The 19,104-nt window shown below is 73.0% G+C and carries 19 protein-coding genes, 1 tRNA gene and 1 pseudogene; 9 read left to right on the top strand and 12 right to left on the bottom strand.

The genetic code is table 11. The annotated features are described in order from the left end of the window. The first annotated feature begins 17 nt into the window (after positions 1–17). A complete protein-coding gene (locus ACFYP3_RS20620; RefSeq protein ID WP_388834368.1) occupies positions 18–938 on the top strand; it encodes a 1-phosphofructokinase family hexose kinase in 921 nt (306 codons plus the stop codon). A 13-nt stretch (positions 939–951) separates the two neighbouring features. Here ACFYP3_RS20620 and ACFYP3_RS20615 read toward each other — a convergent pair whose 3' ends face one another. Then, the gene (locus tag ACFYP3_RS20615) at positions 952–1,968 is read right to left on the bottom strand and encodes a CBM35 domain-containing protein (RefSeq protein WP_388834365.1); all 1,017 of its coding nucleotides are present in this window, start codon (positions 1,966–1,968) and stop codon (positions 952–954) included. A gap of 68 nt (positions 1,969–2,036) precedes the next feature. After that, entirely contained in the window at positions 2,037–3,779 is a 1,743-nt protein-coding gene (gene cdgB, locus ACFYP3_RS20610) for a diguanylate cyclase CdgB (RefSeq protein ID WP_388834362.1), read from the bottom strand. Positions 3,780–4,165: 386 nt separating this feature from the next. Here cdgB and ACFYP3_RS20605 point away from each other — a divergent pair, with 386 nt between their 5' ends. Continuing rightward, positions 4,166–4,654 carry a flavin reductase family protein gene (locus tag ACFYP3_RS20605; protein WP_388834493.1) on the top strand — a complete coding sequence of 163 codons (489 nt, stop codon included), beginning with the start codon at positions 4,166–4,168 and terminating at the stop codon, positions 4,652–4,654. A gap of 57 nt (positions 4,655–4,711) precedes the next feature. Here ACFYP3_RS20605 and arfB read toward each other — a convergent pair whose 3' ends face one another. Then, on the bottom strand, positions 4,712–5,137 hold the full coding sequence (arfB, locus tag ACFYP3_RS20600) for an alternative ribosome rescue aminoacyl-tRNA hydrolase ArfB (RefSeq protein WP_388834360.1): 426 nt from the start codon (positions 5,135–5,137) through the stop codon (positions 4,712–4,714). A 142-nt stretch (positions 5,138–5,279) separates the two neighbouring features. Here arfB and ACFYP3_RS20595 point away from each other — a divergent pair, with 142 nt between their 5' ends. Then, complete coding sequence (locus ACFYP3_RS20595) at positions 5,280–5,855, top strand: TerD family protein (protein ID WP_030718836.1); 576 nt, start codon at positions 5,280–5,282, stop codon at positions 5,853–5,855. A gap of 128 nt (positions 5,856–5,983) precedes the next feature. After that, entirely contained in the window at positions 5,984–6,508 is a 525-nt protein-coding gene (locus tag ACFYP3_RS20590) for a GNAT family N-acetyltransferase (RefSeq protein ID WP_388834357.1), read from the top strand. A 12-nt stretch (positions 6,509–6,520) separates the two neighbouring features. Here the strand turns inward: ACFYP3_RS20590 and ACFYP3_RS20585 are convergent, their stop codons facing one another. Further along, on the bottom strand, positions 6,521–7,969 hold the full coding sequence (locus ACFYP3_RS20585; RefSeq protein ID WP_388834354.1) for a M1 family metallopeptidase: 1,449 nt from the start codon (positions 7,967–7,969) through the stop codon (positions 6,521–6,523). Between the two features lie 47 nt (positions 7,970–8,016). Next, a complete protein-coding gene (locus tag ACFYP3_RS20580; protein ID WP_388834351.1) occupies positions 8,017–8,586 on the bottom strand; it encodes a heme-binding protein in 570 nt (189 codons plus the stop codon). A gap of 421 nt (positions 8,587–9,007) precedes the next feature. On the opposite strand from ACFYP3_RS20580, the gene ACFYP3_RS20575 reads away from it, so the two are divergent. The 4 genes from ACFYP3_RS20575 (at position 9,008) to ACFYP3_RS20560 (ending at position 12,297) form a co-directional block, all read left to right on the top strand. Next, on the top strand, positions 9,008–10,171 hold the full coding sequence (locus ACFYP3_RS20575) for a sensor histidine kinase (RefSeq protein ID WP_388834348.1): 1,164 nt from the start codon (positions 9,008–9,010) through the stop codon (positions 10,169–10,171). After that, the gene (locus ACFYP3_RS20570) at positions 10,168–10,791 is read left to right on the top strand and encodes a response regulator (protein ID WP_388834345.1); all 624 of its coding nucleotides are present in this window, start codon (positions 10,168–10,170) and stop codon (positions 10,789–10,791) included. Before ACFYP3_RS20575 ends, ACFYP3_RS20570 begins: the two co-directional genes overlap by 4 nt. An 81-nt stretch (positions 10,792–10,872) precedes the next feature. Then, complete coding sequence (locus ACFYP3_RS20565) at positions 10,873–11,376, top strand: hypothetical protein (RefSeq protein ID WP_388834343.1); 504 nt, start codon at positions 10,873–10,875, stop codon at positions 11,374–11,376. Positions 11,377–11,472: 96 nt separating this feature from the next. After that, positions 11,473–12,297 (top strand): hypothetical protein, encoded by an 825-nt coding sequence (locus ACFYP3_RS20560; protein WP_388834342.1) that lies wholly within the window; start codon positions 11,473–11,475, stop codon positions 12,295–12,297. A 36-nt stretch (positions 12,298–12,333) separates the two neighbouring features. Here the strand turns inward: ACFYP3_RS20560 and ACFYP3_RS20555 are convergent, their stop codons facing one another. The 4 genes and pseudogenes from ACFYP3_RS20555 to ACFYP3_RS20540 form a co-directional block, all read right to left on the bottom strand. Further along, the gene (locus ACFYP3_RS20555; protein ID WP_388834489.1) at positions 12,334–13,008 is read right to left on the bottom strand and encodes a pentapeptide repeat-containing protein; all 675 of its coding nucleotides are present in this window, start codon (positions 13,006–13,008) and stop codon (positions 12,334–12,336) included. Positions 13,009–13,449: 441 nt separating this feature from the next. Beyond that, positions 13,450–13,569 (bottom strand): annotated as a pseudogene (locus tag ACFYP3_RS20550) (hypothetical protein); the annotation flags it as partial. Between the two features lie 311 nt (positions 13,570–13,880). Further along, the gene (locus ACFYP3_RS20545; protein ID WP_388834340.1) at positions 13,881–14,357 is read right to left on the bottom strand and encodes a GNAT family N-acetyltransferase; all 477 of its coding nucleotides are present in this window, start codon (positions 14,355–14,357) and stop codon (positions 13,881–13,883) included. A gap of 205 nt (positions 14,358–14,562) precedes the next feature. Next, positions 14,563–15,462: an aminoglycoside phosphotransferase family protein gene (locus ACFYP3_RS20540; protein WP_388834337.1), complete on the bottom strand. Its 900-nt coding sequence runs from the start codon at positions 15,460–15,462 to the stop codon at positions 14,563–14,565. 239 nt (positions 15,463–15,701) lie between these two features. Between ACFYP3_RS20540 and ACFYP3_RS20535 the strand changes: the two genes are divergently transcribed. Further along, on the top strand, positions 15,702–17,084 hold the full coding sequence (locus ACFYP3_RS20535) for an NAD(P)/FAD-dependent oxidoreductase (protein WP_388834334.1): 1,383 nt from the start codon (positions 15,702–15,704) through the stop codon (positions 17,082–17,084). A gap of 112 nt (positions 17,085–17,196) precedes the next feature. On the opposite strand, the gene ACFYP3_RS20530 is transcribed toward ACFYP3_RS20535, so the two are convergent. The 3 genes from ACFYP3_RS20530 to ACFYP3_RS20520 form a co-directional block, all read right to left on the bottom strand. Next, a tRNA-Thr gene (locus ACFYP3_RS20530) sits at positions 17,197–17,270 on the bottom strand. A 74-nt stretch (positions 17,271–17,344) separates the two neighbouring features. After that, the gene (locus ACFYP3_RS20525) at positions 17,345–18,133 is read right to left on the bottom strand and encodes an ABC transporter permease (RefSeq protein ID WP_388834331.1); all 789 of its coding nucleotides are present in this window, start codon (positions 18,131–18,133) and stop codon (positions 17,345–17,347) included. After that, on the bottom strand, positions 18,130–19,086 hold the full coding sequence (locus ACFYP3_RS20520; RefSeq protein ID WP_388834328.1) for an ATP-binding cassette domain-containing protein: 957 nt from the start codon (positions 19,084–19,086) through the stop codon (positions 18,130–18,132). The genes ACFYP3_RS20525 and ACFYP3_RS20520 overlap by 4 nt, the downstream gene beginning before the upstream one ends. Positions 19,087–19,104 lie beyond the last annotated feature (18 nt).

Below are 19,104 nucleotides of genomic sequence, written 5' to 3'. Positions count from 1 at the left end.
CAGACCCGGGGGTGCCCATGATCCTGACCGTGACGCTCAACACCGCACTCGACGTCACGTACCGCGTGCCGAGGCTGCTTCCGCACGCCTCGCACCGGGTCGCCGCCGTCACCGAACGCCCCGGCGGCAAGGGGATCAACGTCGCCCGCGTCCTGGCCGCGCTCGGCCACGAGGTGACGGCGACGGGCTTCGCGGGCGGCCCGGTCGGCTCCGTCGTCCGCGAACTGCTCGCACGCTCCCCGCAGGTGGTGGACGCCCTGGTGCCCTGCGCGGACGGCAGCCGCCGCACCCTGGCCGTGGTCGACGCGTCCTCCGGCGACACCACCCAGTTCAACGAACCCGGGCCGCTGATCACGCCCGCCGAATGGTCCCGGTTCCTCGCGCAGTACGGGGAACTCGTCCGCGGCGCCCGCGCCGTGGCCCTGTGCGGCAGCCTCCCGCCGGGCGTGCCCGTCGGCGCGTACGCGGTCCTCGTACGGGCGGCCCGCGCGGCCGGGGTCCCCGTCCTCCTCGACACCGCCGGCGAGGCCCTGCGCCGCGGGGTCGCCGCCCGGCCCGAGATCATCAAGCCGAACGCCGCCGAACTGGCCGAACTCACCGGGTCCCGCGACCCGCTGCCCGCCACCCGCGACGCCCGCCGCCGGGGCGCCCACGCCGTGGTCACCTCGCTGGGCCCGGACGGCCTGCTGGCCGCCACCGCGGAAGGCACCTGGCAGGCCGCCCCGCCGCGCGCGCTGGCCGGCAACCCCACCGGAGCGGGCGACTCCGCGGTCGCCGGCCTGCTGTCGGCCCTGGTCGAGGGGGCGGACTGGGAGGAACGGCTCACCCGCGCGGTCGCCCTGTCCGCGGCCACCGTCCTCGCCCCGGTGGCGGGAGAGTTCGACCCCCGCACCTACGAGGAGGTACGGGGGTCGGTGAAGGTCACGACGGCCGGCTGAGGCCCGGGGTGTCCTAGAAGTTCTCCAGCCACAGCTGGTCGATGTTCACGTTGCAGCTGTTTCCGGTCTCGCACGACAGCTTGATCGTGTTGGTGCCCTTGTCGAGGTTCACCTGACCCCAGGTCGTCTGCCAGCCCTTCTCCCAGTCGCCCTTGGGCGACTTGGCGAAGTTGCGCATGCTGATCGGCGACTCGTTCGGCTTGCCGTTGACGGTCAGGGTGCCGTTGGCGTCCTCACCCGGGATGCCGAAGCGCACGTAGAACTTGTACTTCCCGGCCTTGGGGACGTCCAGGGTCCACGTCACGGCCGCGCCGGGCCGGTTGAAGCCGCCGACGTACTGGCCGCCCGAGCTCTTCGCCCCCGGGATCGTGGACTCCAGGCCCGCGCCGCCCGTGATGGACATGCCCGCGCCGGCCGCCTCGCCCTTCGGCAGCGGGGCCTGGGAGGGCGCGGGAGAGCCGCTCGGGGGCGCGGCGGAGGGGTTCTGCGGGGCCGCCGACTGCTGGCCGCCGTTCGCCTGGTCCTGGCCCTTCTTGTCCTTGTCCTTGTCACCGAAGGCCAGGGCCGCGCCGATGCCGATCACGACCGCGGCGACCACCGCGACGGCGGCGATCAGCAGGCCGCGGCGGCTGGAGCCACCGCCGGAGCCGTGGCCGCCGGAGTGCGTGATCGTCTGGGTCTGGTGCTGCGGGGCCTGCGGCTGCTGCGGAACGCCGTAGCCGCCCGCCTGGAGCGCCTCCGGAGCCTGGTACTGGGCCTGGTAGGGCGGCTGCTGCGCGGGGACCTGACCGCGCTGGCCGCCGTTGCGGCGCTCGCCGACCGTCCGCACCTGGTGGTGGGAGGTGCGGGGAACGCCGGGCTGCGCGCCGGAATGACCGCCTGCCCCGGGGCCCGGGTAGCCGTATGCGCCGCCCTGACCTGGCGGTGTGGCTCCGGCCGCCTGGCCGTCCTCGTAGAGGTAGCCGAACGGATCGTCGTCCTCGGGCTTGTTCGCCCCACCGTGCGGGCCGTTGTTCGCGGGCGTCGTCATCGCAGGTCACTCCTTTCGACCCCCGGGAGCCTACCCCGAACACGTGCGCCCACGGGCGACAGACCGCCTCAGCCGGCCCTGCGGTGGGCCTTGGAGCGGGACCGCTTCTCGATGTACATGCGCTGGTCGGCGGAGCGCAGCACCTCGTCCGCCGACATCCCGCAGCTCGCCCAGCCGATGCCGAAACTGGCTCCCACCCGCACCGCACGGCCGTCGACCCGGATCGGCGGGATGATCGCGTTGCGCAGTCGGACGGCGAGATCGGCGGCGTCCGCCGCACCGAGGCCGTCGGCAAGGACGACGAATTCGTCACCACCCAGCCGAGCGACGGTGTCGCCGTCCCTGACGCCCGTCGTGAGCCGCCGGGCGACCTCGATCAGGACCGCGTCGCCCGTGTGGTGCCCGAACCTGTCGTTGATCGACTTGAAGCCGTCGAGGTCGCAGAAGAGCACCGCGAGCCCCTTCGTCCCGTCGTCGATGTCGGTCGCGGGCGCCACCGTGTGCACGTGGTGGTCGTACGGACCGTCCGTCGGCACCTGGGCCGGCGCCCCGGGGAAGTCGAAGGGGTCGGACCCGGTGTACCGGTCGGGTCCGTCGGCCTGAAAGCCGTGCTCACCGGCACCACCCGCCTCCGCGCGCACCTCGTAGCCGTCGTGCACCGGGCGCCCGTCGTGTCCGTCACGCCCCTCGAAAGCCGCGTCCAGGGCCTCGATGGCGGTGGCGCGCACGGACTGTGGCCTACGGCACAGCCGCGCGCCGAGCCGGGACCGCAGCTCGGCGCTGTTGGGCAGGCCGGTCAGCGAGTCGTGGCTGGCGCGGTGGGCGAGCTGGAGCTCGTGGCGCTTGCGCTCCTCGATGTCCTCGACGTGCGTCAGCAGGAACCGCGGCCCGTCGGCGGCGTCGGCGACGACGGAGTTGCGCAGCGAGACCCATACATACGTGCCGTCGCGCCGGCCCAGGCGCAGCTCGGCGCGCCCGCCCTCGGCGGAGGTCCGCAGCAGGGTGCCGATGTCCTCGGGGTGGACCAGGTCGGAGAAGGAGTAGCGGCGCAGCACGGACGCCGGCCGGCCGAGCAGCCGGCACAGCGCGTCGTTGGTCCGCAGCAGCCGGCCGTGCTGGTCCCCGCCCATCTCGGCGATGGCCATGCCGCTCGGCGCGTACTCGAAGGCCTGCCGGAAGGACTCCTCGCTGGCGCGCAGCGCCTGCTGTTCACGCTCCAGCCGGACCAGGGCCCGCTGCATGTTCGCCCGGAGCCTCGCATTGCTGATCGCAATCGCGGCCTGGAAGGCGTACATCTGGAGCGCTTCGCGCCCCCACGCGCCGGGGCGGCGGCCGTTGCGCGGTCTGTCCACCGAAATGACACCCAGAAGTTCCCCGCCGGACGCGTACATGGGGGCATAGAGCCGGTCCTCGGGATGCCACTCGTCCTCGAAGCGCGGATCGGGGCCGTCCGTGTGCCACTGGGGGACGTCGTCCTCCATGAGGATCCAGCCCTCGGTGTGCGGGATGAACCGGAGCCCGTCCCAGTTCTCACCCATCGTCAGGCGGCGTTCCCAGGAGGCGCGGGAGCCGACGCGACCGGTGATGAGCGCTTCGGCGGCGGGGTCCCCGGCGAAGGCGGCGACGACCAGATCGCCGTCAGGGCGTACGAGGTTGACACAGGCGAGTTCGTAACCGAGGCCCACGACGATGCCGTCCACGACGGTCTGCAGGGTGTCCGCCAGGCTCCTGGCCGTGTTGAGATCGGCCACCACCCGATGCAGCTGCCGCAGGGTCGCAAGACGGACGTACGGCTCCGACTCGGTCTCCATTGCTCGCTCTCCCCGAGACCTCGACAGCAACTCCAGGTTTGTCATCGGCGTTTCGTTGCGGTGTCCCGTCCACTGAATCACAGTGAGCTGTGCGGCAGGTACACAGGGTCAACAAATCTTGCCCTCTGTGACTCAAGTCACATGAGATGAATAACGGTACGTGGAGAGGCTCGTGCCGACTGGGAGCGCTCCCCCACATTCCCGGGAGCAAACGATACGCCGGGGTCTAGGCCAAGGGGCGGGGGCGCGACTCGGACCAGGGCCCGATGTGTGGCGCGGGAGGGCGAGATTAGCGTTTCAGCGTGCTGAAGACGACCCCCCTGCCCCGCCCGCCCCACGGAAACCCGCATGCTGAGGGAGTGAGCAATGACGAGTTCCGAGCCGCGATGTCCCGGCTGGCGGCGGGCGTGTGCCTGATCACCGCACACGAGACCCCCCTGACGGCCGACGGCCCGCGCGGCGAGGACGTCGGCATGACGGCGACCGCCTTCATGTCGGTGTCCCTGGACCCGCCGCTGGTCCTGGTGAGCGTGCGCGAGGGTTCCCGGATGGACGACCTGCTCGCGGAGCAGCCCCTCTGGGCGGTCTCGGTCCTCGCCGACCACCAGCTCCAGGTCGCGGGCCGCTTCGCGATGAAGGGCCGCATCAGCGACCGGCTGCTCTTTGCGGACCTGCCGTACGTACGCGGCGAGGCCTCCGGTGCCCCGCTGCTGACCGGCGCCCTGGCCACCCTGGAGTGCCGCACCGAGAACCGCGTCGAGGCGGGCGACCACACCCTGGTCATCGGCCGCGTCCTGTCGGCGGCCGTCCCGTCCCCGGACCAGCAGCCCCTGACGTACTTCCGCGGCCGCTACCGGCACCTGAACGGCCAGTAGCCGGCGTCCCGGGCCCGGGGCGGCCACCGGGTCCCGCGCGGTCCGCGCGCGGGGCGGCTACCAGTCCCGGGCGGTCCGCCCGCGCTTGGTCTCGGCCCGCGCCTTCTTCTCCCGCAGCCGCCGCTCGTTGATCCCCCGCGGGATCTTCGTCGCCCGCCGCTGCCTCGGCGGCGGAGCCGTCGCCTCCGCCAGCAGCGAGGCCATCCGCACCAGCGCCATCTCCCGATTGCGGAACTGCGAGCGGTGCTCGGAGGCCCGTACGGTCACCACCCCGCCCACCAGGCGGGACGCCAACCGCTCCAGCGCCCGCTCCTTCCACACGTCCGGCAGCGCCTTCGTCGCCGCCAGGTCGAACATCAGCTCCACCCGCGAGTCGGAGGTGTTCACGTGCTGCCCGCCGGGCCCGGAGGACCGCGAGAAGCGCCAGGCGAGCTCGCCCTCGGGGAGCACGACCGAACCGCGGATGACATAAGGACCAGGCATGCCCCCTATGATCCGCGCCCGCCCCCGCCCCCGTCACCCAGATTTCCCGGCGGGAACCCGACAGGCCCCTCGTCGCGTTATAGGGGGCAGCGGTAGTTTGACCGCCTGTACGTGCATGTTGGATGAGGAAAGGGACATTCCCATGGCTGTCAGCCTGTCCAAGGGCGGCAACGTCTCGCTCACGAAGGAGGCCCCCGGCCTCGCTGCCGTCACGGTCGGCCTCGGCTGGGACGTCCGTACGACGACCGGTGTCGACTTCGACCTCGACGCCTCGGCCATCGCGGTCAACCCGACCGGCAAGGTCGTCTCCGACGGCCACTTCGTCTTCTTCAACAACAAGTCCACCCCGGACCAGACCATCGTCCACACCGGTGACAACCGCACCGGCGAGGGCGCGGGCGACGACGAGGCCATCAACGTCAACCTCGCCGGCCTGCCGGCCGACGTGGACAAGATCGTCTTCCCGGTCTCCATCTACGACGCCGAGGCCCGCAGCCAGAACTTCGGCCAGGTCCGCAACGCCTACATCCGCGTCGTGAACCAGGCCGGCGGCGCCGAGATCGCCCGCTACGACCTCTCCGAGGACGCGGCGACCGAGACCGCCATGGTCTTCGGCGAGCTCTACCGCAACGGCGCGGAGTGGAAGTTCCGCGCGGTCGGCCAGGGCTACGCCTCCGGCCTCACCGGCATCGCGCAGGACTTCGGCGTCAACGTCTGAGCACGCGCCCGAGCACGGCTCGGCACGGCCGGCACCGCCCGGTACGGCGCTGAGCGCCGACGGGACACCAGCGCCGGCGAAGCCCCCTCCCGGCCGTCCGGGGAGGGGGTTTCGCTACCGTTCGACAGGTGATCCTCCAACCGCTCGTCCCCGTCGACGGCGCCCTCCCCGGCCCGGTCCTCACCGAGGTCGCCGCCCTCTACTCGACGAACCACGCGTTCTTCGAACTCAGCGGTGACTTCCCCGACCCGGGCCGCATCACCGTCGAACAGGTCGCGGCCGCCCTCGCCGACGAACTCGCCCACGACGGCGCCGAGGTCCTCCTCGCCCGTTCCGCCGGCCGCCTCGTCGGTCTGGCCGCCACCCTGGCCCACCACCCGGACCCGGCCACCGCCGGCCCGGACCCGTGGATCGGCCTGCTGCTCATCGACGCCACCGCGCACCGCGAGGGGTTCGGCCGCGCCGTCGCCACCCTGGTCGAGGACCGCTTCCGCGCCGCCGGACGCACCGGCGTGCAGGTCGCCGTACTGGACGACAACCTCCCGGCCCTCGCCTTCTGGCGGTCCCAGGGATACGCCGAACTGCGCCGGGCCGTGGACCGGGAGCTGGGCCGCCCCTGCACGGTGCTGCGCAAGCCGCTCCACGCCCGGTAGCCGACGGGCCGGCTACCGGGGCCGGCCCTCGCCGTACAGCCAGACGTCCCAGACCTTCTTCAGGTCGTGCCCCGTCTTCTCCTCCGCGTAGGCCGTGAAGTCGGCCGTGCTCGCGTTCCCGTGGCGGTGGTCCGCGGCCCAGCCGCGCACCAGGGCGAAGAACTTCTCGTCGCCCACCTCCTGGCGGATCCGGTGCAGGACCATCGCGCCGCGGTAGTACACCGGTTCGTCCGAGATGTGGTCGGGACCGGGCGGGGAGGCCGGCGGGAAGGCGTCCCAGTCGGAGTCGGCCGCCTCGTCGACGGACGTGTCACCGGCCAGGAACGCCTCGAAGTGCCGCTGCGCGGTGGGCCCCGCGTGCTCCTCCGCCCACAGCCACTCGGCGTAGGTCGCGAAGCCCTCGTTGAGCCACATGTCCTTCCAGGACTTCGGCGACACCGAGTTGCCGAACCACTGGTGGGCGAGCTCGTGCAGGACGAGCTCCTCGCTCTCGGGCGGACCGGAGAAGACGGGCTTCGTCTGGGTCTCCAGCGCGTATCCGAGGGTGCCGGCCGGCAGCACGACCGCGCCCGCCGTTCCGAAGGGGTACGGGCCGAACCGGCCGCTGCCCCACTCCACCATCTCCGGCAGCCGCGCGAGCGGACCCGTGCTCGCGGCCGCCTCGCCCGGCGCCACGGCGGTGTAGAGGCCGGTCCCCGACGGCGTCCGCCCCGTCGTCACCTTGTACGGGCCGACGACGGCGGTGGCCAGATAGCTCGCCATCGGCTCCGGGCTGTGCCACGCGAACGCGGTCCGCCCGTCCGCGCCTTCGGTGCGGGAGCGCAGCTCGCCGTTGGACACGGCCTCGTAGCCGCGCGGGACGGTGAGCGTGATGTCGTAGGTGGCCTTGTCACTGGGGTGGTGGTTGCCCGGGAACCAGGTCATCGACCCGACCGGCTCCCCGACGCCGACCGCACCGGAGCGCGTCGCCGCGCCGGCGGGTGCGCCCCCGCCGTCCTCGGTGGTGATCCAGCCCTCCTTGGAGCCGTCCGCGTCCGTGAGGGTCTTCGGCCTGCCGCCGTACTCGACCTCCGTACGGAAGACCTCGCCCTTCTTCAGGTCCTCGGCCGGACGCACGGTCAGCTCGTTGCCGGTCCGGTTGTACCGGGCCCCGACGCCCTGCACGGTCACGCCCTCGACCCGCATACCGCTGAGATCGAGGTTGAAGGAGCTGAGCCCCTGCTCGGCGCGGGCGGTGATCACGGCCGTACCGTGCAGCTCCCCGTCGGCGGGGTCGTAGTCCAGGTCCAGCGCGTAGTGGTCGACCTGGTAGCCGCCGTTGCCGGCCTTGGGGAAGTACGGATCGCGCAGGCCCGACGCGCCCGGCCGCCCCTGCACCGTGCCTCCCGTGCACGCCGTGGTGAGGGCGAGGACGGAGGCGACGGCAGGGACGGCGAGACGGAGGAGTGCGCGGTGATCCACGCACTCGATCCTAGGTCGTCCGGGTCCGGGCGGGCCGTCCGCGCGGGCTACTTGCCGAGGGCGTCGACACCGGCCTTGGCGAACTTCTCGTCCAGGTCGCCGCTCGGGGCGCCGGCCACGCCGATGCCCGCGACGGGCGCGCCGTTGGCCTGCACCGGGGTGCCGCCGCCGAGGAAGAGGGTGCCGGGGATGTCCTTCAGGTTCGGGGTCTGGGCGAGGCGGCCCACGAGCACCGAGGTCGGGGCGTTCCAGGACACGGCGGTGAAGGCCTTGCGCTGCGCCGACTCGTAGGACTGCGGGCCGGCGCCGTCGCCGCGCAGGGTGACGATGGTGTTGCCGTTGCGGTCCACCACCGCGACCGTCACCTTCTGGTTCTCGGCCTGCGCGGCCTGCAGCGCGGCCTGGGCGGCGCGGGTGGCGGCGTCGACGGTGAGGTGCGTCGTCGTGGTGAAGTTCTTGTCGCTCGGGCCGTCCTTCTTGCCGGCGACGGCGGCGGAGGCGGCGGCCGGGGAGGCCTCGTCGGCAGGGGTGGCGCTGGCGCTCACGGCGCCGAAGGCACCGGCGCCCAGGGCGACGGCGAGAGCGGTACCGGTGAGGACGCGGGTGCGGGTGTTCATCTCTGCTCCTGAGAACGGTGACGCGGGGCCGGGGTGACGGCATCGGTTCGGTTCGGTCCGGGCCGGTCGGACCGGCTCCTTCGCTGCTCCAAGCCTGTCCCCGAACCCCCCGCCGCCCCGTCCCCGTACCGGCTCGCCCCGTCCACCGCACCGGTTGACCCGGGGGTCAACCGATCGGTCGATGCGGGCCGCCTCCGGCGCGGTATTTCCTGGTCCCTTCCAGCCCCGCCGGCGTTTGAGGGCGCGGGGTCCGGGGCGGAGCCCCGCCCTCTCAGCCCCGCCGGCGTTTGAGGCGCGGGGTCCGGGGCGGAGCCCCGCTCTCTCAGCCCCGCCGGCGTTTGAGGGCGCGGGGTCGGGGGCGGAGCCCCGGCAGCGGCGCCGCACCTGACAATGGACGCATGCCTCGACCGAGGAGCACCCTGTGACACCCGCCCCGCCGCGCGACGACACCCGCACGCTGGCCACCGTCGCCCACACCGCCTTCTTCCTCCTCCTCGGCGCCTCCCTGCTCCGCTTCCTCCTGCGCCACCCCGGCGAACCCCGCACCCCGTGGATCATCGCCCTCAGCATCACCCTGGCCCTGCTCTACGTACTCGGCCCCGCCCTCGGCGCCGCCCCCACCGCCCGCCGGCTCCTCTGGCTCGGCCTGGTCGTCACCACCTGGGTGGTCCTGGTCGTCCTCGCGCCGAGCTTCGCCTGGTGCGCCGTACCGCTGTTCTTCACCGCGCTGCGCACGCTCCCGCCCCGCGCCGCCGTCGTCCTGGTCGCCCTCCTCACCGGCTTCGTGGTGATCGCCCAGCTGAAGCTGTCGAAGTCCTTCGACCCCAACCTGCTCCTGGCCCCGCCCGCGGTCGCCGCCCTCGCCACCGCCGTCTTCGTCCACATGGAACGCCAGGCCCAGGCCCAGCGGGCGCTGATCGACGACCTGATCCGCACCCGCCGGGAACTGGCCGCCACCGAACGCCGCGAGGGCACCCTCGCCGAACGGCAGCGGCTGTCCATGGAGATCCACGACACCCTCGCCCAGAACCTGTCCAGCCAGCAGATGCTGCTCCAGGCCGCCGACCGCACCTGGGACACCGACCCGGCCACCGCCCGCGCGCACGTCCGTACCGCCACCGGCATCGCCGCGCACGGACTCGCCGAGGCCCGCCGGCTCGTCCACGACCTGGCCCCGTCCGAGCTCGCCGACGGCGCCGGCCTCGCCGAGGCGCTGCGCGGCCTGGACGCCGGCCCGGGCATCGAGGTCCGCTTCCACCTCGAGGGCACCCCCGCCCCGCTCCCCGACCGCGTCCAGTCCGCCCTGCTGCGCATAGCCCAGGGCGCGCTGGCCAACGTCCGCGAGCACTCCGGCGCCCGTACGGCCGCACTCACGCTCAGCTTCCTCGGGGACCAGGTGGTCCTGGACGTCGCCGACGACGGCCACGGATTCGCCGAGCCCCGGACCGACACCGCCCAGCGCGGCCACGGCCTCCCCGCGATGCGGGCCCGCGTCCGCCAGCTCGGCGGCGCCCTCACCATCGAGTCCACGCCGGGCGAGGGCACCGTCCTCTCCGCGGCCATCCCCCTGGAGCCGGCCCCATGACGACGATCCTGCTCTGCGACGACCACGTGGTGGTCCGCGCCGGCCTCCTCGCCCTCCTCGGCAGCGAGCCGGACATCGAGGTCCTCGGCGAGGCGGGCAGCGGCGAGGAGGCCGTCGCCCTCGCCGCGAAGCTCCGCCCCGACGTGGTCCTCATGGACCTCCAGCTCGGCGCGGGCATCGACGGGGTGGAGGCCACCCGCCGCATCACCGCCGCCCCCCACCCCCCGCACGTCCTCGTCCTCACCACGTACGACACGGACGCGGACATCACCCGGGCGATCGGCGCGGGCGCCACCGGATACCTCCTCAAAGCCGAACGCCCGGAGGAACTCTTCGCCGCCATCTACTCGGCCGCCGAGGGCCGCACCACCCTCTCCGCGCCCGTCGCCAGCCGTGTCATGGCCCACATGCGCGGCGCCCGCCCCACCCTGACCGACCGCGAACTGGACATCCTCGGCCAGCTGGCCCGCGGCCTGGGCAACCGCGACATCGCCCGCGCCCTGTTCATCAGCGAGGCCACGGTCAAGACCCACCTGGGCCGCATCTACGACAAACTCGGCGTCGACACCCGTGCGGGCGCGGTCTCGGTCGCGAAGGAGCAGCGGCTCCTCCCGTCCTGACGCGTCCCCCGCCCTCCCGGGGCCTGCGTCGGTCCGGGGTGCGGACGTCCCGGGCCCGGGACCCGTGACACCATCGGGTACGTGCTCGACATCGGCTACTCCCTCTCCCGACGCTTCCCCGACCCCCCGCAGACCGACTACCGCTCGGCGGACGTCCGCTCCCTGCGCCACGACCTGTTCTGCGGGGACGTCTACCTCGCCGACACCGCCGCGGACCGGGAAGTGTCCACAGCCTGGGGATGGGTGCCCGTCCTGGACTTCGCCTGGGCGCTCTGCGACATCGTCGAACAGCTCGACCAGGACCCCCGCGGCAACCGCTCGGCCCACCGGCAGCACGCCGAACTCGACTTCACCGAGTCCACGGACCGGATGCTCTTCGAGCGCCGCTTCGGCTGGGTCGACGTGGAGGCCGACTGGATGCCGGCCGAGGAAGCCCCGCTGACCTTCAGCCACCGGCTGCTGCGCCGCGAGGCCCGCGATTTCCTGCACGACCTGGTCGCGGACCTCATCGACATGCACGACGGCCTCGCCGACAACCCCGTCATCTGGACCCTCCAGGCCAAGTTCCCGCGCGTCCCGGCCTGAACGGCAGGACAGGGCCGGGCGCCCGTGGCGACCGTCCGGTAGGGTCGCGCCCTTCGGGCCCGAACGGTCCGGAGTCCCGGTGAGGCACCTGCGACCATGAACGAACCCGAACCCGAAGCCGGACCCGGCCGCGGACAGGGCCCCGCCGGCCCCTCCGCCGCCGCTGCCGCCGCCCGGCTCGACCGGGCGCTGGACCACCTGGACGTCACCTTCCGCGGGATGACGGCCCGGGCCGACGAGACCCAGTGCGACTGCCACTGGGGCAGCCCGGAGGAGCTCGCCCTGCTGAAGCTCCCCGACGCAGGGCTCGACCCCGACCTGCTGCACCGCACCTGGAGCACGGCCGACTGGGACGATCACGGCGCCGTGCTGCGCCGGGTCCTGCCGCAGTTCGCCCGCGCGCTGACCGGCGGCCTCGGCGACCACGCGTACGACATCGGCAGGGTCGGCACCTCGTTCCACCGCGCCGCATGGCAGCGGTGGCCCGCACCGCAGAGCGCGGCGGTACGGGAGTTCCTGCACGCCTGGTGGGCCCACACGCTCCTCACCCCGGCCCCCGCGGTGCCCGTCCACGAACTCCTGCCGCTGTGTGCCGAGGCCTCCGGCACCATCGGCCCCTGGCTGGCGGTCTGGGAGGAGCTGCGCCACCCCGTCGCCGACCGGCACCTCACCGACACGGTCGACGAGTGGGAAGGGGACCTCCTGGAGGACTCGCTCCCCTGGTCGACGTGGGCCGTCTGGTCGGACGAGGAGGTGGAAGCCGTCCGGACGGAACTGGCCGACTGGCTCGCGCGCGAGGCCCCCGCACGCCTGCGCGCCGACGGCGCCGGCGCGCAACTCCTCCACGCCGTACGCCTGCTGGCCCTCCCGCACGCCGCCCGCTGGAACGACCCGCACGCCCCCCGCCACCGCTACCCCTGACCGGCCCACCACCCCGCCCGCCCCGGCGGACCCGGCCTACGGCACCACCCGCAGCCCCAGCTGCGCCGCCAGCGCCGGGGCCAGGTCGAACAGCTGGGCCGGGCTGATCACGGCGCCGGCCAGGGAGTCCACCCCCCGCGCGATCCCCAGCTCCGTGGCCTCCCGCAGGTCCACGTCCTTCATCCGCACGCCGCTGAAGTCCACCCCGCGCAGCGCGCAGTCCCGGAACTCCACCCGCTCCAGCACCGCCCCCGCGAAGTCCGGCTCCACCAGCACGCACCCCTCGAAGACCACGTCCTTGAGCCGCGCCTTCCGCAGGTTCAGGTAGTCGATCTTCCCCCCGCGGACCACCACCCGCTCCAGCACCGCCCCGTGCATCTGCACCCCGCCCAGCCGGGCGTCCACCAGCTCCACGTCCCGCCACGAGGCCCCGGACAGGTCCGTCCCCACCCCCCGGACCCCCTCCAGCACCGAGTCCAGGAGCCGCGCCTTCGCCAGCCCCGCCTCGTCCAGCGCGCAGCGCCGCACCGCGCAGTCCATGAACCGGGCCCCGATCCCCTCCTGTCCCGCCAGATCCAGGTCCGCGAACTCCAGCCCGTCGTAGTCTCCGTCCGACTCCAGCCCACCCCCGTCCCACGCCACCAGCTCGGGCAACCGCAACTCCGGCCGTCGCGCCGCCTTCACCGTCTGCTCCTGCCCTTTGCGCACCATCCCCCCATCGTGACCGCCCCCACTGACAACCCGCGCCGCATCACCCCGGACCCGCCACGTACGCGGCACCGCTGCAGGACGCGCGCTCCGAGGCGCCGGCCGCGCACACTCCGCAGGTGGCGGAGGGCCGCGGTGAGCGCGATGGCTTCCGCGTGGAGTGTGCACGCTGCTCACCGGTGAGCCCACCAGGCGGCGCCCGATCCGGCGGCAGTGGTGACGAAAGTGATCAGCCACACGGGTACGCGCTGAATGGTCAGGTGGATCCCCCCACAACGGAGTTCGAATGCCGGAAGCGGCGTGATGGGCTTCGTGGTGCGGGTCATCCTGTCGTCCTCTCTCTGGGCGAGGCGCTGCTTGGGTCTCATACCTTCTGACTCCCGTCGCGCGCCGTTGCGTGACGTAGACGATCGCCTCCGCCCCGGGACGGGGTGTCCGAATCACGCTGTGGACGCCGCGGCCCTGGCAGGACAGCCGGCTCGTCACGGAGTCCACGAGGAACGGCATGTCGTCCATGACCACCTCGAGGACAGAGTGGCTGGAGGTCCAGCCGCTCTCCTCCACCGTGGGGGGGTGCGCACACGTGCTCGCCCCGCCCCGCAGACCCCGCCTCGTGCTCAGTGCCCGGCAGGGTCAGGGGGACGTAGACACACAGGGCAAGGAGCTTTCCCCGCTGCCTGATTGACGCCGGCGTTCCGCCTCCGCGCGGGCGGCCACCGCCTCGGCACCTGCCGTGCCCCGGTCCGCAGGCTGCTCCAGGTGCGCCAGGTGCACAGGCAGGTTGTCCAGAGCCTCGGCGACGTCATCCCGCCACGCCACGTACCCGGCATCGCTGCAGGGCGCGGTGGCGATCGGCGGCAAGGGCGCCGGTCCGCTCATTCGGCCTTGCCCAGCCTGCGGAGCGCGTCGTCCGTGAGGCGGTACACCGACCACTCCTCCTGCGGCTGCGCGCCCAGGCCCTCGTAGAAGGCGATCGTCGGGGCGTTCCACTTCAGGACCGACCACTCCAGCCGCTCGTAGCCGCGCTCCACGCACGTCCGCGCCAGCTCCGCCAGCAGTGCCTTGCCGTGGCCGCCGCCGCGCGCGCCCGGCCGCACGTACAGGTCCTCCAGGTAGATGCCGTGCACCCCGCGCCAGGTGGAGAAGGACAGGAACCACACCGCGAAGCCGACGGCCTCGCCGTCGTCGGTCTCCGCGATGTGGGCGAACACCGCCGGGCGGTCCCCGAACAGCGCCTCCCGCAGCTGCTCCTCGGTCGCCCGCGCCTCGTGCGGCACCTTCTCGTACGCGGCGAGCTCGCGGATCATCGCGTGGATGACGGGCACATCGGTCACTTCTGCGTTACGGATCATGCGGGCAGCCTAGGTCGTCTCTTTTGGATCTTGCCGGTCAAGCCCGCGTCGGCTGACGCCGTGCGTCGCAAGGCGGAGGGGCGCCCGAGTACTGGACGTACTTGGGCGCCCCGACAACGCGGCGAGGTGCGGTGCCAGGCCGCGCGGGTCAGGCGAGATCCGAAAGAGACGGCCTAGGGGCGTCCTGGGGGCCGGCGGCCGCTCCTCACCGCGCCCGCAGGGCCTCCACGACCGTCAACTGTTGCTCGTCCAGGCGTACTTCCCCGTCCTCCAGGTCCCACAGGCAGTTCTGCAGCACCCGCCCCAGCGTCCACGCCCGGGCCCGCTCCCGGTCCAGTCCCACCGCCTCCGTCAGCAGGTCGAACCGCCACCGCACCTCCTGCGCACGGAAGTTGTCGACGATCGCCGGCAGCAGGTCGAAGCCCGGATCCCCCGCCAGCGGCTTCGGGTCGATCGCCAGCCACGGCTCCCGGCCGCCCGCCAGGACGTTGTCGTAGTGCAGGTCCCAGTGCAGCAGCCGGTCCCCCGGTTCGCCCGCGACCTCCGCCACCGCCGCCGCGCAGTCCCGCAGCAGCCGCCGCTCCCGCTCCTGCGCCAGCTGCCCGACCGCCCCCGGTACGTCCGCCAGCATCCGCGCCGCGATCTCGCCCAGCCCGCGCAGCCCGGCCGGGGCGGGCACCGCCGTCAGCCGTGCCAGCAGTTCCCCGACCACCCCCACCGCCCGCCGCGCGTCCCGCCGCGCGAGCGCCGACAGGTGCTGCCGCTCGTCGAGCCGCTCCAGCAGCAGGGTGCCCGTCTCCGCGTCGTGCTCCAGGAGCCGTACGCAGCCTTGCCCGTCCCACGCGCGCAGCGCGAGCGGCTCCCCCGCGCTCTCCTCGTCCAGCGCCACCAGTTTCAGTACGGCCGCGCTCCCGTCGGCCCGCTCCACCGGCAGCACCAACGCCGTCACCCCGTGCATGGCCGGCCCGGTGCACCGCAGCTCCCACCGCTCCAGGAACCGCGCCGCCCGCCCCGGCAGCGCGGCGACGAAGTCCCGCCCCGCGTCGCCGTTGAACCTGAGCTGCGCCTCGACCAGGCCGTCCGGAACCGCCCCGAAGTCCACCATGATCCGAAGGTAGCTCGGCGAGACCCGGCGGCCGTCCCGCGCGCCCCGCCCTGCTCAAGCCGCCCGTCGCAAGCCGCCCGTCAGCAACCAGACCTCTCACCCGAAACCATGGCAAAACATCCACCACCCTACGGCCCCCGCCACCCCTCCCACATCGGTCATCCGGCCTGGAAACCCGCCCCAACGCACGACAACCAGCCCCTGGACGCCCCACCGGAACCGGGTGTACCAACTCCCCCATGACGATCAACGGCGGTATTTCCTTCTGGTACGCGACCGACCCCGGCAGCGCGGCCACCCCACCCCGCGCGCCCCTCACCGCCGACACCACCGCCGACGTCGTCATCGTCGGCGGCGGCTACACCGGCCTGTGGACCGCCTACTACCTCAAGCAGGCCGCCCCCGACCTCCACATCACCGTCCTGGAAAAGAAGTTCTGCGGCTACGGCGCCTCCGGCCGCAACGGCGGCTGGCTCTACAACGGCATCGCCGGCCGCGACCGCTACGCCGCCCTCCACGGCCACGAGGCCGCCCGCCGCCTCCAGAACGCCATGAACGAGACGGTCACCGAGGTCATCGGCGTCACCGCCAAGGAGGGCATCGACGCCGACGTCCACCGCGGCGGCGTCCTCGAAGTCGCCCGCACCCCCGCCCAGCTCGCCCGGCTCAAGGCCTTCCACGCCGCCGAACTCTCCTTCGGCGAGAGCGACCGCGAACTGTTCGACGCCACCGAGACCCACCGCCGCATCAACATCGCCGACGCCGTCGGCTCCAGCTGGAGCCCGCACGGCGCCCGCATCCACCCCCTCAAGCTGGTCAAGGGCCTCGCCGCCGCCTGCGAACGCCTCGGCGTCGTCATCCACGAGTCGACCCCCGTCACCGAGATCGCCCCCCGCCGCGCCGTCACCCCGTACGGCACCGTCCGCGCCCCGTACGTCCTGCGCTGCACCGAGGGCTTCACCGCCGCCCTCAAGGGCCACAAGCGCTCGTGGCTCCCGATGAACTCCTCGATGATCGTCACCGCCCCGCTCCCCGCCGAGACCTGGGACCAACTGGGCTGGTCGGACTTCCCGGTCCTCGGCGACATGGCCCACGCGTACATGTACGCCCAGCGCACCGCCGACGACCGCATCGCGATCGGCGGCCGCGGGGTCCCGTACCGCTTCGGCTCGCGCACGGACAACGACGGCCGCACCCAGCCCGCCACCATCGAGGCCCTGAGCGACCTCCTCTTCTCCTTCTTCCCGCAGCTCACGGGTACGGAGATCACGCACGCCTGGTCCGGTGTCCTCGGCGTCCCCCGCGACTGGTGCGCCACCGTCACCCTGGACCGCACCACGGGCCTGGGCTGGGCCGGCGGCTACGTCGGCTCGGGCGTCGCCACCGCCAACCTCGCCGCCCGCACCCTGCGCGACCTCGTCCTCGGCGAGTCCACCGACCTCACCGCCCTCCCGTGGGTGGGCCACAAGGTCCGCCGCTGGGAGCCGGAGCCCTTCCGCTGGCTCGGCGTCCAGGCCCTCTACGCCGCCTACCGCGAGGCCGACCGCCGCGAGACGGCCACCCACCGGCCCACGACGACCCCGCTGGCCCGCCTGGCGGACCGCATCTCCGGCCGCCACTGACGCGCGCCGCCGCCACGGACGCCCCGGCGGCGGACGCCCCTGCGGCCGGCCGGCCGCACCCCGGGCATGCCGAAGGCCCCGGACCAAGCAGGTCCGGGGCCTTCGGGAACGGAGCCCCCTGTCGGGTTCGAACCGACGACCCCCGCTTTACAAGAGCGGTGCTCTGGCCAGCTGAGCTAAGGAGGCAAGCCGCCATCACTCTACACAGACCGCTCTTCCCGGGGCCATCAGATTGAGAGCTGCGGACGTCACCCGAGCGGTTACTTCGGGTCGCCATTGAACTTGGCGGCCGACCAGAAGTAGCCGAGCACCGCGAGCCCCAGGCACCAGAGCACCGCGAGCCATCCGTTGTGTCCGATCCCGCTGCCGAGGAGCAGGCCGCGCAGCGTCTCGATGACGGGCGTGAAGGGCTGGTACTCGGCGATCGGCCGGAACCAGCCCGGCATCGCGTCCACCGGGACGAAGGCGCTGGAAAGGAGCGGCAGCAGGATCAGCGGCATCGCGTTGTTGCTGGCGGCCTCGGCGTTCGGGCTGACCAGGCCCATGCCGACGGCGATCCAGGTGAGCGCCGTGGCGAAGAGGACGAGCAGTCCGAGCGCCGCCAGCCACTCCAGGGTGCTCGCGTCGGTGGAGCGGAAACCGATGGCCACGGCGACGGCTCCGACGAGGACCACGCTCGTCACGCACTGGAGCACGCTGCCGACGACGTGCCCGACGAGCACCGATCCGCGGTGGATCGCCATCGTCCGGAAGCGGTCGATGATGCCCTCGGTCATGTCGTTGGAGACGGACACGGCGGTCCCCACGACGGTCCCGCCGACGGTCATCAGCAGGATGCCCGGGACGACGTACGCGATGTACGCGGACCGGTCCGCGCCGCCGCCGATACCGGCGCTCATCACGTCGCCGAAGATGTAGACGAAGAGGAGCAGCAGCATGATCGGCATCAGCAGCAGGTTGAGCGTGAGCGACGGATAGCGCCGGGCGTGCAGCAGGTTGCGGCGCAGCATCGTCGTCGAGTCGCGGACGGCGAGGGAGAAGGAGCTCATCGGACGGCCTCCTTGGGCTGGTTGGGGATGTCGCCCGCGCCGGTGAGGGCGAAGAAGACGTCGTCGAGGTCGGGGGTGTGGACGGTCAGCTCGTCGGCTTCGATGCCGGCGCAGTCCAGGCGGTCCAGTACGGAGCGCAGTTCGCGCTGGCTGCCGTCGCTCGGGATCTGCAGGGACAGGGCCGCGTCGTCGCGGGTCACCCCGCCGAGGGCGGCTGCGGCGGAGCGGTAGGCGGCCGGGTCGGCGAAGCGCAGCCGTACGTGTCCGCCGGGGACGAGCCGCTTCAGTTCCTCGGCGGTGCCCTGGGCGACGATCCGGCCGTCGTTGAGGACGGCGATGCGGTCGGCGAGTTCGTCGGCCTCCTCCAGGTACTGGGTGGTGAGGAAGACGGTGACGCCGCCGGTGACCAGTTCGCGGATGATCTGCCACATGGTGTGCCGGGAGCGGGGGTCGAGGCCGGTGGTCGGTTCGTCGAGGAAGATGATCCGCGGGCTGCCGACCAGCGTCATCGCGATGTCCAGGCGGCGCTTCATACCGCCGGAGTAGGTCGAGGCCGGTTTCTTCGCCGCCTCCACCAGGTCGAAGCGTTCCAGCAGCTCGGCGGTGATCCGCCGCCCCTCGCGCCGGGACAGGTGGTGCAGGTCCGCCATCAGGAGCATGTTCTCCTCGCCGGTGATCAGCCCGTCCACGGCGGAGAACTGCCCGGTGACACCGATCGCGGCACGGACCGCCTGCGGGGCGGCGGCCAGGTCGTGGCCGCCGACGTACAGCTCGCCGGCGTCGGCGCCGACGAGGGTGGAGAGGATCTTGACGGCGGTGGTCTTGCCCGCGCCGTTCGGGCCGAGCAGGGAGAAGACCGTTCCTTCGGGGACGGTCAGGTCGACTCCGTCGAGCACGACCTTGTCGCCGTACGCCTTGCGCAGCCCGTTCGCCGCGATGGCCGGGTTGGTCATGATGGGTGCTCCTCAGGG

Origin of the sequence: Streptomyces sp. NPDC005533 (assembly GCF_042871845.1) — a bacterium.
Lineage (GTDB): Bacteria > Actinomycetota > Actinomycetes > Streptomycetales > Streptomycetaceae > Streptomyces.
This window is presented reverse-complemented; position numbering and strand designations above follow the sequence as displayed.

Coding starts and splice junctions, on each gene's coding strand:
- ACFYP3_RS20620 (WP_388834368.1), top strand. CDS start 18: ATGATCCTGACCGTGACGCTCAACACCGCACTCGACGTCACGTACCGC.
- ACFYP3_RS20615 (WP_388834365.1), bottom strand. CDS start 1,968: ATGACGACGCCCGCGAACAACGGCCCGCACGGTGGGGCGAACAAGCCC.
- cdgB (WP_388834362.1), bottom strand. CDS start 3,779: ATGGAGACCGAGTCGGAGCCGTACGTCCGTCTTGCGACCCTGCGGCAG.
- ACFYP3_RS20605 (WP_388834493.1), top strand. CDS start 4,166: ATGTCCCGGCTGGCGGCGGGCGTGTGCCTGATCACCGCACACGAGACC.
- arfB (WP_388834360.1), bottom strand. CDS start 5,137: ATGCCTGGTCCTTATGTCATCCGCGGTTCGGTCGTGCTCCCCGAGGGC.
- ACFYP3_RS20595 (WP_030718836.1), top strand. CDS start 5,280: ATGGCTGTCAGCCTGTCCAAGGGCGGCAACGTCTCGCTCACGAAGGAG.
- ACFYP3_RS20580 (WP_388834351.1), bottom strand. CDS start 8,586: ATGAACACCCGCACCCGCGTCCTCACCGGTACCGCTCTCGCCGTCGCC.
- ACFYP3_RS20570 (WP_388834345.1), top strand. CDS start 10,168: ATGACGACGATCCTGCTCTGCGACGACCACGTGGTGGTCCGCGCCGGC.
- ACFYP3_RS20560 (WP_388834342.1), top strand. CDS start 11,473: ATGAACGAACCCGAACCCGAAGCCGGACCCGGCCGCGGACAGGGCCCC.
- ACFYP3_RS20555 (WP_388834489.1), bottom strand. CDS start 13,008: ATGGTGCGCAAAGGGCAGGAGCAGACGGTGAAGGCGGCGCGACGGCCG.
- ACFYP3_RS20545 (WP_388834340.1), bottom strand. CDS start 14,357: ATGATCCGTAACGCAGAAGTGACCGATGTGCCCGTCATCCACGCGATG.
- ACFYP3_RS20540 (WP_388834337.1), bottom strand. CDS start 15,462: ATGGTGGACTTCGGGGCGGTTCCGGACGGCCTGGTCGAGGCGCAGCTC.
- ACFYP3_RS20535 (WP_388834334.1), top strand. CDS start 15,702: ATGACGATCAACGGCGGTATTTCCTTCTGGTACGCGACCGACCCCGGC.
- ACFYP3_RS20525 (WP_388834331.1), bottom strand. CDS start 18,133: ATGAGCTCCTTCTCCCTCGCCGTCCGCGACTCGACGACGATGCTGCGC.
- ACFYP3_RS20520 (WP_388834328.1), bottom strand. CDS start 19,086: ATGACCAACCCGGCCATCGCGGCGAACGGGCTGCGCAAGGCGTACGGC.